The 13,169-nt window shown below is 63.2% G+C and carries 18 protein-coding genes; 4 read left to right on the top strand and 14 right to left on the bottom strand.

What is annotated here, in order from left to right; genetic code table 11:
- Positions 1 to 107 precede the first annotated feature (107 nt).
- From HNO51_RS05445 to HNO51_RS05420, 6 genes are all read right to left on the bottom strand, one after another.
- Positions 108 to 368 carry a YdeI/OmpD-associated family protein gene (locus tag HNO51_RS05445; protein WP_242597210.1) on the bottom strand — a complete coding sequence of 87 codons (261 nt, stop codon included), beginning with the start codon at positions 366 to 368 and terminating at the stop codon, positions 108 to 110.
- A 134-nt stretch (positions 369 to 502) separates the two neighbouring features.
- On the bottom strand, positions 503 to 976 hold the full coding sequence (locus tag HNO51_RS05440; protein WP_209538678.1) for a GNAT family N-acetyltransferase: 474 nt from the start codon (positions 974 to 976) through the stop codon (positions 503 to 505).
- Between the two features lie 83 nt (positions 977 to 1,059).
- Complete coding sequence (locus HNO51_RS05435) at positions 1,060 to 1,509, bottom strand: GNAT family N-acetyltransferase (protein WP_197450018.1); 450 nt, start codon at positions 1,507 to 1,509, stop codon at positions 1,060 to 1,062.
- Positions 1,510 to 1,553: 44 nt separating this feature from the next.
- Complete coding sequence (locus HNO51_RS05430) at positions 1,554 to 2,417, bottom strand: isocitrate lyase/PEP mutase family protein (RefSeq protein WP_209538677.1); 864 nt, start codon at positions 2,415 to 2,417, stop codon at positions 1,554 to 1,556.
- Between the two features lie 59 nt (positions 2,418 to 2,476).
- Positions 2,477 to 3,064 (bottom strand): YdeI/OmpD-associated family protein, encoded by a 588-nt coding sequence (locus tag HNO51_RS05425; protein WP_209538676.1) that lies wholly within the window; start codon positions 3,062 to 3,064, stop codon positions 2,477 to 2,479.
- A gap of 159 nt (positions 3,065 to 3,223) precedes the next feature.
- The gene (locus HNO51_RS05420; protein ID WP_209538675.1) at positions 3,224 to 3,796 is read right to left on the bottom strand and encodes a sugar O-acetyltransferase; all 573 of its coding nucleotides are present in this window, start codon (positions 3,794 to 3,796) and stop codon (positions 3,224 to 3,226) included.
- 178 nt (positions 3,797 to 3,974) lie between these two features.
- On the opposite strand from HNO51_RS05420, the gene HNO51_RS05415 reads away from it, so the two are divergent.
- Positions 3,975 to 4,460 (top strand): phosphate-starvation-inducible PsiE family protein, encoded by a 486-nt coding sequence (locus HNO51_RS05415; protein ID WP_197450014.1) that lies wholly within the window; start codon positions 3,975 to 3,977, stop codon positions 4,458 to 4,460.
- A gap of 24 nt (positions 4,461 to 4,484) precedes the next feature.
- Here the strand turns inward: HNO51_RS05415 and HNO51_RS05410 are convergent, their stop codons facing one another.
- Positions 4,485 to 4,964, bottom strand: coding sequence for an Lrp/AsnC family transcriptional regulator (locus tag HNO51_RS05410; RefSeq protein WP_330932859.1), 480 nt, complete (start codon positions 4,962 to 4,964; stop codon positions 4,485 to 4,487).
- 142 nt (positions 4,965 to 5,106) lie between these two features.
- On the opposite strand from HNO51_RS05410, the gene HNO51_RS05405 reads away from it, so the two are divergent.
- Positions 5,107 to 5,733: a LysE family translocator gene (locus tag HNO51_RS05405; protein WP_209538674.1), complete on the top strand. Its 627-nt coding sequence runs from the start codon at positions 5,107 to 5,109 to the stop codon at positions 5,731 to 5,733.
- A 90-nt stretch (positions 5,734 to 5,823) separates the two neighbouring features.
- Here HNO51_RS05405 and HNO51_RS05400 read toward each other — a convergent pair whose 3' ends face one another.
- From HNO51_RS05400 to HNO51_RS05385, 4 genes are all read right to left on the bottom strand, one after another.
- On the bottom strand, positions 5,824 to 6,531 hold the full coding sequence (locus HNO51_RS05400; RefSeq protein ID WP_209538673.1) for an LrgB family protein: 708 nt from the start codon (positions 6,529 to 6,531) through the stop codon (positions 5,824 to 5,826).
- On the bottom strand, positions 6,528 to 6,905 hold the full coding sequence (locus HNO51_RS05395; RefSeq protein WP_197450010.1) for a CidA/LrgA family protein: 378 nt from the start codon (positions 6,903 to 6,905) through the stop codon (positions 6,528 to 6,530). Before HNO51_RS05395 ends, HNO51_RS05400 begins: the two co-directional genes overlap by 4 nt.
- A gap of 214 nt (positions 6,906 to 7,119) precedes the next feature.
- Positions 7,120 to 8,124: a nucleoside recognition domain-containing protein gene (locus HNO51_RS05390; RefSeq protein ID WP_234283566.1), complete on the bottom strand. Its 1,005-nt coding sequence runs from the start codon at positions 8,122 to 8,124 to the stop codon at positions 7,120 to 7,122.
- Positions 8,125 to 8,190: 66 nt separating this feature from the next.
- A complete protein-coding gene (locus tag HNO51_RS05385) occupies positions 8,191 to 8,601 on the bottom strand; it encodes a VOC family protein (protein WP_197450009.1) in 411 nt (136 codons plus the stop codon).
- An 88-nt stretch (positions 8,602 to 8,689) separates the two neighbouring features.
- On the opposite strand from HNO51_RS05385, the gene HNO51_RS05380 reads away from it, so the two are divergent.
- Complete coding sequence (locus tag HNO51_RS05380) at positions 8,690 to 9,286, top strand: YqaA family protein (protein WP_242597209.1); 597 nt, start codon at positions 8,690 to 8,692, stop codon at positions 9,284 to 9,286.
- A gap of 11 nt (positions 9,287 to 9,297) precedes the next feature.
- Here the strand turns inward: HNO51_RS05380 and HNO51_RS05375 are convergent, their stop codons facing one another.
- The 3 genes from HNO51_RS05375 to HNO51_RS05365 form a co-directional block, all read right to left on the bottom strand.
- Entirely contained in the window at positions 9,298 to 9,918 is a 621-nt protein-coding gene (locus HNO51_RS05375; RefSeq protein ID WP_197450008.1) for a LysE family translocator, read from the bottom strand.
- 19 nt (positions 9,919 to 9,937) lie between these two features.
- Complete coding sequence (locus HNO51_RS05370) at positions 9,938 to 10,492, bottom strand: GNAT family N-acetyltransferase (RefSeq protein ID WP_197450007.1); 555 nt, start codon at positions 10,490 to 10,492, stop codon at positions 9,938 to 9,940.
- A 108-nt stretch (positions 10,493 to 10,600) separates the two neighbouring features.
- Positions 10,601 to 11,281 (bottom strand): cell division protein ZipA C-terminal FtsZ-binding domain-containing protein, encoded by a 681-nt coding sequence (locus tag HNO51_RS05365; protein WP_209538672.1) that lies wholly within the window; start codon positions 11,279 to 11,281, stop codon positions 10,601 to 10,603.
- Positions 11,282 to 11,731: 450 nt separating this feature from the next.
- Between HNO51_RS05365 and HNO51_RS05360 the strand changes: the two genes are divergently transcribed.
- Positions 11,732 to 13,144 carry a PhoH family protein gene (locus HNO51_RS05360; RefSeq protein WP_197450005.1) on the top strand — a complete coding sequence of 471 codons (1,413 nt, stop codon included), beginning with the start codon at positions 11,732 to 11,734 and terminating at the stop codon, positions 13,142 to 13,144.
- Positions 13,145 to 13,169 lie beyond the last annotated feature (25 nt).

The raw sequence follows: 13,169 nt of genomic DNA, 5'->3' as shown, positions 1-13,169 counted from the left end.
AGGCTTTCTAATGCTTCAGGCTAGATACGCAGCGAAGCCCCGGCAAGCGAGGCGAAGCGCTAGCGCAGTAGGCCAGCACCGCGCCGATCGGGAAGGTCAGCGCCCATTCAATCCCTGCCCGAAAGGTTGCTTGGGATGCACTTCTCAATTCGAGATACACGGGTGCTGGACTGCTTGGCGCTGCTGAAGTGCAGAAGGTAGCCTCTTTTCCGTCCCGGCGTGAGTGCTCCGAAGGCGGCCTTCAGTTCAGGGTCTCTTTCCAAGGCCGATTGGAGCTCTTCCGGATATGACAGCTCATGCTTCTCGCTGAAATCCGCCTTGGCGCCGGCCTTCTCCAGCTCTATGGCCTCATGGAGATTGGCGCTCAATGTGGCAGCCTGTGCATCGGTGGCTGGCGGCCCACTCCACGGAACGGGTGGCGCCGCCCGCCATGGGCGGCGAACAGCACCCTCCCCTCGCCGATGCGCCGGGAAACTACGTGCTGGCGCCATGAGCGGAGGACTCAGAAATGCTTGCTCATCACCACCACACGGGGCTCATAACCCAGCGCTTCGTAAAAGCGAATGGCCTGTTCGTTCCGTGCCAGCACCTTTAACTCGATCTTGTAGGTGCCACATTGGGCAACATAGCGTTCCGCTTGCTCCACGAGTAAGCGCCCCACTCCGAGATGGCGGCTCTCTGGCCGCACGAAGAGTTCCGCCATGAAGCTGAATGGGTCCGGCCTCTCGTCCGGGTCATCGGGGGAAACGTAACCCCAAAGGCACACGTATCCGACCAACCCGCTGCCATCCTCGGCAACGAATACCGCGCCGTTCGTGCTTTCTACCTTTGCCATCAGCTCTTGGAAATAGCCTTCGATGATCTCATCCCCGGGTGCAAGGTCGGCATCGAACGACCGCAGGGTCTCATGCAGGTAGAGGACCAGGCTGCGGAGTACAGCGCAGTCCGCCTGGCGGTAGAGTCGAATCGTCACCATCAGTGTCGCCCTCATGCCCCTCAGGGCGATTTGTTGCACAGGATAAAGCCGGAGCAGGGCATACAGTGAACGCCTCCTTTCCGTTACACCAAGGTTTCGTACAGAAGAAGAGTTCGCCCATCATGCTCGGTTTTTCCAAAGCATGAGTAACCCACCTTTTCGTACACATGCCTGGCACGATGGTTGGTTTCGAAGACGTCCAGCCAGATTCGCTTTCTTCCTAACTCACTACGGCACAGCTCTCGTATACCCTCCAAGACTCGCACACCAATGCCACGCCCTGGAGCTGACACGACGATTCGGCGAAGCTCAACGCTCACACCATCCGGGTCTAGCGCCAGCATGACAAAGCCAACCAGGACTTTCCCGTTACGAACAGCCTTGTAGATTACAGCGGACTTCGCATATTCCTGCTGGTGCTTTTCCAGGCTATACGGAATGATGTAGTCGCGCGCCTCTCCGGCTTCCATTGCACCTATAATTTTCAGCTCTTCGAAGAGCACATCCTCCAAAGTCAACGCTTCGACCTGCATCGCACTTCCCCTCAGCACGCTAGCGCCCCCGCCAGTCAGGGCGCTTACGGACTCGCCTTGCCCTGCCGCGGACTAGCCCCATCATAGGCTTCAAAAATGGCATTCAGCTCATCGAAGCTTGCCGCGCTGACCAGGCCTTCGAAGCTTCCTTCCTCCGCCATCATCCTGGCAGCCCGCACGAAGGCGCCCCAGGCGGTACGGGCTAGCGCCGAGCCGACGCTGATTCGTCGCACGCCGAGCTCGGCCAAATCCTGCACGGTCAGCCCCATATTGCCCATCACGATGGCATTGACCGGCTTGGGTGCGACGGCACTGACGATGGCGCCAAGCTCCTTCGGCGTTCGCGGCCCCGGCGCAAAGAGCACGTCTGCGCCGGCCTCGGCGTATGCCGTCAAACGCTGCAGTACGTCCTTCAGCGGTTCGTGGTGGCCCACCAGGTAGCTTTCCGCCCGTGCGGTCAGCAGCACCTGCGCGCCCGTGCCGTCGATGGCGGCCCGGGCAGCGCGAATGCGCTCCACGGCGAGCGCCAGGTCGTATAGCTGCCCGGGTTCTCCGGTGGCATCTTCGATGGAGAGCCCGGCCACGCCGGTATCGACGCAGCGGGCCACATTGGCCGCCACGCCTTCGGGGTCGTGTGCATAGCCCGTTTGGAAATCCGCACTGACCGGCAGGTCGGTGGCGTTCACCATTTCGGCAATATGAGCAAGTGCCGCTTCGCAAGAGAGGCCCAGCACACTGTCGATCTGGCCCTGGCTGTATTGAAAACCCGCGCTGGTGGTTGCCAGCGCGCGAAAACCGCAGTGCTGGAGAAAACGCGCCGTACCGATGTCCCAAGGATTGGGAATGACGAAGCATCCCGATTCGTGAAGCCTGGCAAATTCCGCGCGGCGCTGCTCAAGATCGATCATGACACCTCCTATCGTGCAACCATCCCCAGTGAGTGCTTACTAACCCTTCATGTCAGATTTCAGCGACCATTCAGACCTTTTCCAGCAAGAATATCGGGCGTGCATTTTTCTATCCGCGACACTCGGGTGCTGGATCGCTTGGCCCCGGAGAAGTGCAGGATGTAGCCTCTCTGCCGACCAAGAGTGAGCGCCTCGAAGGCGGCTTTTAGCCCAGCATTTTCGTCAAGAGCCGCCTGGAGTTCTTCGGGGTAAGTCAGCTCATGCTTCTCGATGAAGTCCACCTTGGTGCCGGCCTTCTCCAGCTCTATGGCCTCATGGAGATAGGCGCTCAACGTGGCAGCCTGTGCATCGATCTCTTCCTCCCGAGTGAAGCGGGCTTGGCGCATCGCCTGAGAATGCTCCCCGGGAGCGACGAGGATTCTCGCCGGATCCTTTAACAGGCTACCCTTGAAAAAGCCGAGTGTGCAGTAGTCCTTCATACCGAAGATCATGGCCACGTTTCCATTCTGAAACGAGTAGCAGAGTTTGCCCCACTTGACGCTTTCGCTCAGTTGGCAAGCAAGCGCTATCGCTCTCAGCTTTTTCCGCTCTTCATGCCATTGCGGCTGGCTCAGCAAGGCTTCCACTTTCGGATTCGTATCGTTCATTGTCGTTGTTCTCACAATCGGTGATGCAGCCTACCCAGTCAGTACTTACTTACCTCTAAAGGCCGTTAAACGTACCACCCCACCCCTTCATGGAGCTTTTCTCTGAGTTCCGCCAGCCGGCTTTGAAAGTCGCCGTCCGTGTCGAGGGATTGCGTTGTTTCAGCGGGACGCATCATCCCCGAGCGGGCGAATCACGCGGCAGGGGTTGCCGGCGGCGAACACATCCTCGGGGATGTCCTTGGTCACCACGCTGCCGGCACCGATGACCGAGCGGGCGCCGATGGTAACGCCGGGGCAGAGAATCGCGCCGCCGCCGATCCAGACATCATCGCCGATAGTAATGGGCTTGGCGGCTTCCAGGCCGCTGCGGCGCTCTTTGACGTCGAGCGGGTGGGTGGCGGTATAGACCTGTACGCTCGGGCCGAACATGGTGTGGTTGCCAATGGTGACTTCCGCCACGTCGAGGATCACGCAGTTGAAGTTCATGAAGACCCGCTCGCCCAGCGTGATGTTGCCGCCGTAGTCGCAGTGGAAAGGCGGCTCGATGAAGGTGCCCTTGCCCATGGCGCCGAACAGCTCGCTCAGAAGCCGCTTGCGCTCTCGGCCCTGATCGTCGCTCGTATCGTTGAAGGCCTTGGTCAGCAGGCGGGCGCGATGGCGCTCGTGCAGCAGTTGGGCATCCCGCGGATCGTAGAGCTCCCCGGCCAGCATCTTCTCTTTTTCCGTGCGCATCGCTTCCTCATCCCGTTGATGTCTTGCGCTCTACATCAAGGAGTTACCCGCCGAAGATTGCCGCCAACTTCGCTCTCGTGACACTTCGGCGGCTCTGGTTCGTCCCCGGTGGCAAGCGAGGCGTTTCGTGTCATGATGCCATGGCAGGCTGCGGTTGGCGGCGTTACAGGAGAATAGAATGGACGAGCTTCCTGGTTCCAGCGACAAGCGTTTACCAAGACGGCACCTGTACCATGATGAACTGCCCAAGGAGCATGAGGATCCACTGATCCGCAATCTGCACCGAGTCATACGGCTGGCCGTCAAGGTTCTCTCGGTGCTGATGGTGATGGTCATCATCTGGGGCGTGATCGACGTGGTGTACATGCTCTACACCCGCCTGATGAGTCCCCCCTTCCTGCTCTTCGAGGTGAGCGACATCTTCGCGATATTCAGTGCCTTCATGGTGGTACTGATCGCGATCGAGATATTCATCAACATTCGCCTTTACCTGGGCACCAACATGCTGCCCATCCAACTGGTCATTGCCACAGCCCTGATGGCAATCGCCCGTAAGGTCATCATCATGGATACCGAGACGGTCACGGCCATGGAGATCTTGGCTATCGCTGCCGTGGTTCTCGCGCTCGGCGTCACCCATTGGCTGGTTGCCAAACGAACCTGATGCCGCAAAGCGAACCAGCCCCTCTCAACCAGGATGAGGCAGGTGTGCGAGAGGCAAGGCCGAAGGGTCCTTGACCGTCGAGATTGCGAAGTTGCTGCGTATGTCTCCGACACCCGGTAGTTTCAGCAGTTTGTCCAGCAGCAGCGTCTCGTAGGCGGCCAGATCCGGTACTACCACCTGCAGCAGGAAGTCCGCCTCGCCCGAGACCAGATGGCAGGCAACGACTTCCGGCAGCTTGACCACCTCCTCTCGGAACGCCCGGGCCATTTCGTCATGGTGCTGCCTCACCTTGATCCCGACGAATACCGTGAGCCCCAACCCCACCCCACCCCGATCCAGCGCGGCGTGATAGCCCTGGATGATGCCCTTCTCCTCGAGCAGGCGCACACGACGCAGGCAAGGTGAGGGAGACAGGCCCACCTCTTCGGCCAGTTGCACGTTGGTCAATCGCGCATCGCGCTGCAGAGCCGAGAGGATCCGACGGTCCAGGTTGTCAAGTTTCATTCTTGGCATGATAGATAAGTCCGCAGCACATTTTCGTTAGTAATATGCCAAGAATACCCTCTAAACAGTCCCACTACGCAACACGCCTCGACACGACTTTCCTTATGCTTTAGTCATCTGAAATCGATCAGGAGGTCGTGGCATGGAACACCTGGGCCTGTTCGTGGCCGCGCTGGCCATTGCCTACCTGGTGCCAGGGCCGGACATGGTACTGGTCATGCAGACTGCCAGCCGCCAGGGCCGAGGGCTTGCCTTGGCCACGGCATGCGGACTGGGGTTGGCGCGGGGTGCCCAAGTGGCCCTGGCTGCGATGGGCCTGGCCGCCTTGCTGAAGGCTTCGCCGCTGCTGTTCGATTTCATGCGGGGAATAGGCGCCGCGTACCTGGTTTGGCTGGGCGCTCGGCTCGCCCGCGCCGATATATGGGAAGGCACCGCAAACCCTGCGCAGTCGCCACCACTTCCGCGCTCCTACCGCCTGGCATTCCAGCGCGGGCTGCTGACCAACATCGCCAATCCCAAGGCGCTGCTGTTCTGCTCGGTGCTGTTGCCGCAGTTCTTGCATGCCGACTCCGGCATGGTGACGTTGCAGTTTGCACTGCTCGGTATCGTGCTGGTGGGCGTCGGGCTGATCTTCGACCTGTGCTATACGGCGGTTGGCATGGCGCTGGGCCGCTGGATGGCACGTCATCCCCTGGCGCAACGCTTCCAGCGCTGGCTGTTCGCCATCTTGCTGATGGGGTTCGGCACCAAGCTGGCGTTGAGCAGTTGAAAGAGGGTGGCACGACATAGCCCCGATGTACCCGATCCACGCCCAGCCAGGCTGCTGCCCGGCGCACCGTCGCGATCAGGGCATCATCAATCAACCGAAGAGCCGCCACACCAGCGGCAGGAGCACCGCGGTGAAAATACCCGTGAGGCTCATGCCGAGCGAGGCGAAGGCGCCGGCGGTGGGGCCGAGTTCGAAGGCGCGCACGATGCCGATGGCATGGCCGTTGACGCCGAGGGCAAAGCCGAGCAGCCGCTTGTCATCGATCCTGAGCCACTTGGCCAGCAGCGAGACGAAGATGGTCGACATCACTCCGGTGATCAGCAGGCCGCCCAGCATCAGCGAGAGCGAGCCGCCGATCTGTTCGTTGATGCCCATGGCAATGGGCGCGGTGACCGACTTGGGCGCCAGCGAAGCCAGCACCATGGGCGGCGCTCCCAGCAGCCAGGCGATCAGCACGGCGTAGAGCGCCGCCAGGGCCGCGGCGAGAGGCACGCAGCACAGGATCGGCCTCCACAGGGCGAAGATGTGGTGGCGCTGCTGGTAGAGCGGCACCGCGAGCGCCACGGTGGCAGGGCCCAACAGCAGGGTCAGCCAGGCCACGTTGCGCCGATAGTCGACGTACTCGTAGCGCAGCAGCCACAGCGAAGCCGCCGTCAGCACGGCGCCGATCAGCACCGCCGGGCACCAGCTCGGCCGGCCGAGCCGCTCGAACAGACGTACGCCGCCGAGGTAGGCCGCCAACGTCAGGGCGGCGGCCAGGATGGGGCTATCCAACAGCGATGCGTGCAGTTCGCTCATCCCTGGCGGCCCCGCGTATCGCTGTCCGTGGCCTCTCGCGGCATGAAGCGGCGCATCAGCCACAGCGTGGTCAGCACGCTGAGGAAGGTCCCGACCACCAGGGCCAGCATGATCGCCGTCCAGTGGCCGGCGAACTCGTCGATCACGAAGAACACGCCCACCACGCCGGGCATGATCAGCATGGCGAGCAGCGGTATCAGCGCCTGGCTGGCCGTGGCCACGCTCTCGTTGAGCCTGCGCCTCGCCAATAGCCAGGTCAGCAGCAACAGCAGCCCCGCCAGGGCATGGGAGACCGGCAGCGAGAGCAGCTCGACGATGGCATGGCCGAACAGTTGGAAGACGAGCAGCCACAGGAACCCGCGCAACAGCTTCATGCCATCTCCATTCGGCCCGGAAAGGTGTGTCCGCTGGTGGCTTGCGAAACGCCATGCAGTCAGGACAGGTACGTTGGGAAAGATTACCACGCTACCATTTGTACGGGGATGCCCCGGAGCTGCCCCCTTCCCACTCCTGGCATGCCCCGCCCCAGTAAGCGTTTACCTACCTGTCAGCCCCGTCACTGGGCGATGAACGTATGCCGTCGCCCCATCACCCTCCCGTATGAGGCCTGGCATCAGACAAGGCTCGCTCGGCGAATATCCAGCCAGGCAACTGGGCGTGCTTCAGCCAGGGCAGCCTGGCCAGCAAGGCGATAAACGCCAGCGCGAAGCCAAGCCGAGCCCACAGCAGGCCAGAGAGGTCCGCCCCCATCAGCATGATCAGCAACGTATCCTCGATCAGGCTGTGGCAGAGGCCGAGGAAGCAGAGCGTGAGCAGGATGTCACGTGGGGTCAGGCGGCCCGAGCGCGCCTCGCGCAGCAGCAGCCCGGCGCCAAAGGTGAGGCCCAGGGTAATGCCGATCACGGTGATGTTGGCGCCTGCCGGGCCGATGCCCAGGAGTCGCAGCAGGGGGTAGAGCAGCTTGTGGATCAGCCGCTCGACGCCCAGCCAGTGCAGCAGCCTGAGCAAGCTCATCAGCGCGAAGATCACCACGAAGATGGTCGCCAGCGTCGTGGCCTGGCCCTGCAGCCAGGCAGTCAAAGTCGGCTCCTGGGCGGAAGGCTGCCACACCACGCGGTTGGCGTGCTGAAGCCAGTCGCCGAGCGAATAGCTCAGATGCAGCAACCAGCCCAGCAGCCAGGCGCCACCCACGCGCAGCAGCACGGTCAGCCACCAGGGCACGCCGGCCATGCGCGCCACCGCCCCTTCTATCGGCAGCGAGTGGCCCACGGCCATCAGCGCCCCCAGCACCGTCACCTGCGCCACGCTCAAGGGGGTGTCCCGCGTGACCTCGAAGAAGATCACCAGGCCGGTGTAGATGTTGGTCAACAGCGTGGCGGCCCATACCAGGCTCAGCGGCTCGGGCAGCCCCAGCGGTGCCATCAATGGCGCGAGCCAGTGGCCGAGCAGCTCGGTCATGCCCAGCATTTCGAGCGCCTTCACGATCAGCAGTGCCGGCACCATCACCTTGAGCAGGGTCCAGTAGACCTTCCATGCTTCGCGCAGCAAACTGCCCACCGTGCCGAGGAGTGAGGCAGGGCGTCGTTGTGTCATGGGTGATTCCATCAGTGGAGCAGCTGCCTAGTTTATCGCCAGGCACGTGCAATTGCTTGCCTAGCGCTACTCGTCCTTGGGTCCGATCCAGACGAAGGGGTTGTGGGCCACCTCCCAGAGATAGCCGTCCGGGTCGGCGAAGTAACCCGAGTAGCCGCCCCAGAACACCTTCTGGCCGGGCTTGACCAGCCTGGCGCCGGCGGCGACCGCCTGCTCCAGCAGCTCGTCGACTTCCGCCTCGGAGGCCAGGTTGTGCGCCAGGGCGATGCCGGTAAAGCCGCTGCCCTCTGGCGAGACACCGGCATCCTCGGCCAGCGCCTCGCGGCCATAGAGCGCAAGCCAGGTACCGTCGAGGGTGAAGAAGGCGACCTCCGGCGGCGACTCCATGCGCGGCAGGCCTAGCCCCTCCTCGTAGAACCGGATCGACGCCGCAAGGTCGCGGACGCCGAGCGTGATCATGCTGATCCGTGGCTTCATGTCTCTCCTCCCCTGTCGTCTCCTGAGCAATACACGCCGCGCGTGGAGACAGCTAAGCTCTTAGCGTTCTCACCCGCAAGGATGCCGCATGGCCATGTCACACCACCGACTGACCTCCGCCAAGGACTGGCTCGACCGCCTGGACCGCTCGCGCCATGCCTTGACGCTGCTGTTCGCCCTGTCGATGCTCGAGACCCTGCTGATCCCGATCCCCATCGAGGTCATCCTGATCCCCTGGATGCTCTGCCATCCCAAGCGCAAGTGGGCGATCGCCGGCGTGGCACTGGCCGGCAACCTGACCGCCGCCACGCTCGGTTACCTGCTGGGCGTCTCCGTCATGGAGCAATGGGGCGATCAGCTGATCGGCCTGTTCGGCAGCCAGGAGAGCTACGAGGCCTTTCGCTCACGGCTGCAGGAGGAGGGGTTCGTGGCCATTGCCACCATCGGGGTGGTGCCGGTGCCCTTCCAGATCGCCATGCTGGGCGCCGGCGCCAGCGGCTACCCCTTCCCGCTGTTCCTGCTGGCGGCCATGCTCGGCCGCGGGGTTCGCTACTTCGGCCTGGCGGCCCTGGTCGCCATCACCGGCGATGCCGCGCTGCGCCTGTGGCGGCGCCACTCCCGCTCGCTCGGCGTACTGGGCCTGGCGCTGTTCGGCCTGTGGGTATGGTACGAGGTAACGACCTAGCGGCCACGATCTCACTCCCGCCGAGCGACCAGCAACCCGACGCCGGCGCTGGCCAGCAAGGTGGCGCAGCTGCGGTTGAACAGTTGCCGCATGGCTGGACGGGAGAACCACTGGCGCAGGAAGGCACCGACATAGGCATAACCGGCAATGGCGATCCACTCGAGCAGCAGGAACAACGCGCCGAGGATAGTAAATTGCAGGGCAATGTGACCGGCCGGGTCGACGAACTGCGGCAGAAAGGCGGTGAAGATCAATATCGCCTTGGGGTTGCCGGCGGCCAACAGGAACTCCTGACGCGCCAATCCCAGCAGGCTGCGCTGCCGGCCTTCGATCGCCTGCTCCTCGCCAGGCGCGGCGAACCACAACTGATAGGCCAGCCAGAACAGGTAAACTGCCCCCAGCAGCTTGACGGCAAGGAACAGCCTCTCCGAAGCGTACAGCAGCGTGGCAAGCCCGGAAGCCGCCAGCGCAATCATCATCATGAAAGCGACCAGACGACCGATGCCCGCCAGGCAGGCCACGTTCACGCCGTAGCGCTTGGCATTGCTCATGGAAAGCAGATTGTTGGGTCCCGGTGCCAGGTTCAGCGCGAAGCATGCCGGGATGAAGAGCCAGAGCGTCGTCAGATTCATGCCGCTTCCTCGTGTTGAGTCAGTCCATGCCTGCTGTGCCTGCCTCGGCAGCCAAGCGCTGCTGCCACTGCGCTCGCCGCATTCGCGACAGGCACACCGGCCGCTGGTGAAACTCGCACGTTTCGAAGCGTTCGAAGCCGACCTTCTCCGCCACCCGCAGCGAGGCCTTGTGCGCCGGTTCGACGATGGCGACCACCGAGTTGAAGCGGCGATCGTCGAAGGCATGGCCGAGCACCGCGATCGCGGCCTCGGTCGCCAGCCCCTGCCCCCAGTAACGCCGGGCAAGCCGGTAGCCCAGGCTCAACTCCGCAGTGCCCTTGACGCGTTCAGGGGATACGCCACAGAAGCCGACGAAATTCCGCTCGTCCTTGTCCACCAGCGCCAATGGCCCCGTGCGATGGTTGATGTAGCAGTCGAAGCACCAGTCGAGAAAGATCCGGGTCGCCGTCTGGTCGCAAACGCCGCGCAGCGAGTAGCGCATCACCTCGGGGTCGGCCAGCATCGCGGACAGCTCCGGCAAATCGCCGGTCGCCAGGGGGCGCAGCCGTAGACGCAGCGTTTCCAACTCGAACATCGTGCCCTCCCTGGCAGCATCACGGCTCGCAAACGGCTCTGGCGGAGATAGCCTGTCAGTTTAGACCAGGACCGGGCGACACGCGCCGGCCGCTTGGGGTTGCCGGCCTCATGAGGGATGCCGGACTCTCGTCGCGGCCGCCTGTGACGCCTGCGCATGCTGTCGCAGCAGCTCGAACTCCTCGTTGCTGACGACATTGCGCTCGGCGTCGAGAATGTGGCCGCCAAGGGAGGCGATCGTCTGGGTGATCTGGATCAGCGTTTCGGGGTTGCGCGCCACGCTGCGCTTGCTGACGAAGTGGATCAGGATGGAGACACCGGGCACGGTGGGCTGGTCGTCGCCCTCGTGGATGGGTGGCAGAGTCCCGGGCGGCGACGAGTTGGCAATGGTCAGCTTGTAGCCGGCAAGGGAGTCGCGAATCTTGTAGACGCCCAGTTTGGCGTCATAGTTGGCGTTGTACTCCTTGAGCAGGCGAGCGAGGCGGCGGTTGGTGTCCAGCCCCGGCCAGTCGAGGATCACGAACAGGCACTGCTTGATGTCCTTGCCCGAGGCAATCTTGAAACGGTGCATCGGCTCCGGCACATCCGGCTCGGGCAGGGTTCCGGCTTCCGGCCGAGGCGCCTCCACCGCGCGGGAATCGGGGGCGGCCTCCGCCACGCGGCGCGTTGTCAGCGGCGCTTCCTCGAGCTCGCTGCGAGCACCGCGGCTCTTCACGAAGGCCACCATGCATACCATCGAGAGCAGCAACGCCACTCCCGCCACGATCAGTACCGCTACGACCGGATCCATCCTGCGTACCTCTGCCTTTAGCTGGCCCACGAGGCATTTCCCAAGCACCGCGCCCTCTTCCGATCGCACGCGTCTACGTTCGTCCAGGCAACGCCGTGTCGGGCCATTTGTTATTGGCTCTACCTTACGCCGTTGCGTTTCGTATCGCTATATGCGCAATCAACGTTAACTCGCCCCTCCCCTCGTTCGGCCCGCCATGGGCTCCCCCACGGCGGCGATGGAGCGGTATCGCCGGCAGAGCGCAATGTGCCGTAGCAGGCGTTCCAGCGGCTTGCGTTGAAGAATTTCGATGGCAACCGCGGGTGGAAAACTCCATGCTCTAGGAAACGAAGCCACAGAGGAGCCACGCCCGCGAAGTGACACTGGCCGCCAGTGAGCCGGGACTGTCATACCACGGAACGATGTGAAGGCCAGTGTTGTAGGTGCCGTCAACTCAGGAGCGCTGCCCCGATGGTACGACTCGACAAGAAAGCCAAGCGGCTGTACGTGCTGGATACCAACGTCCTGCTCCACGACCCCGCTGCGCTGTATCAGTTCGAGGAACACGAGGTGGTCATTCCCATGACCGTGCTCGAGGAACTCGACAAGCACAAGAATGGCCTGCGCGAGATCGCTCGCACCGCCCGCCAGGTCAGCCGTACCCTCTCCGACCTCACCAACCAGGTCACCTTCGACGAAATTCAGCAAGGCATACCGATACCCCGCGCCGATGGCACCACCCTCGGCAAGCTACGTTTCCTCTGCTACCCCGAACTCGAACCGCTCGAGCATCTGGCGGAGAGCCCCGACAACGTACTGCTGGCCGAGACCTGCCGGCTACGCGACGAGCGCCCCGATGCCTCGGTGATCCTGGTCACCAAGGACATCAACCTGCGGGTGAAGGCCGCCGCCCTGCACGTGCCGGTGGAGGACTACCTGACCGATCGCGCCTTCAGCGACAGCGACGTCATGCTGGAGGGGGTACGCATCTATCCCGAAGCGGAGGGCGGCAGCGGCCCCTGGGATCAGATGGATGTCAATGTCGAGGTGGAGCGAGTCGACCACCACACCTTCTACCGGCTGCAGGGCGAGATACCCGGCGGCTGGCACCTGGGCATGCTGGTGTCCGACAGCGAGAACGGAGCCAGCTTCGAAGCTATCGTGCGCGAACTGGGGCCCAACCAGGCGCGGCTCCAGCTGTTGACCAACTACCGCCACAGGGACGGCGTCTGGGGTGTCCACGCCCACGACAGCCGCCAGAACTTCGCCCTCAACCTGCTGATGGATGACGATATCGACCTCGTCACCATTGCCGGCAGCGCCGGCACCGGCAAGACCTTCATGACGCTGGCGGCGGCCTTTCAGCAGACGCTCGACGCCAAGCGCTTCGAGCGCATCGTCTTCACCCGGGCGCCAATCTCGATGAGCGAGGACATCGGCTTTTTGCCCGGCACCGAGGAGGAGAAGATGTCGCCGTGGATGGGTGCCTTCCACGACAATATGGACAACCTGCTGCGCGACGAGCACGACGGCAGCACCAGTTGGAGCCAGGACGCCACGCGCACCCTGATCGGCTCACGCGTGCAGATCCGCGCCCCCGGCTTCATGCGCGGGCGCACCCTGAACGATACCTTCCTGATCATCGACGAGGCGCAGAACTTCACGCCCAAGCAGCTCAAGACCCTGCTCACCCGGGCCGGGCGCAACACCAAGATCGTCTGCCTGGGCAACGTCGGCCAGATCGACACGCCCTACCTCACCGCCAACACCTGCGGCATGGCGGCGGTGGTGCAGCGCTTCAGCAACTGGCCGCATGCCGGCCACGTGACGCTGCGCAGCGTCGAGCGCTCGCGACTGGCGCTGGCCGGCGAAGAACTGCTGTAGCTCGAGGCGGCCAGGCCCGGCAGCC

This window comes from Billgrantia sulfidoxydans (genome assembly GCF_017868775.1).
Classification (GTDB): Bacteria; Pseudomonadota; Gammaproteobacteria; order Pseudomonadales; family Halomonadaceae; genus Halomonas; species Halomonas sulfidoxydans.
Note: the sequence above shows the minus strand (reverse complement) of the source record. Positions and strands in the feature narration are given on the sequence as shown.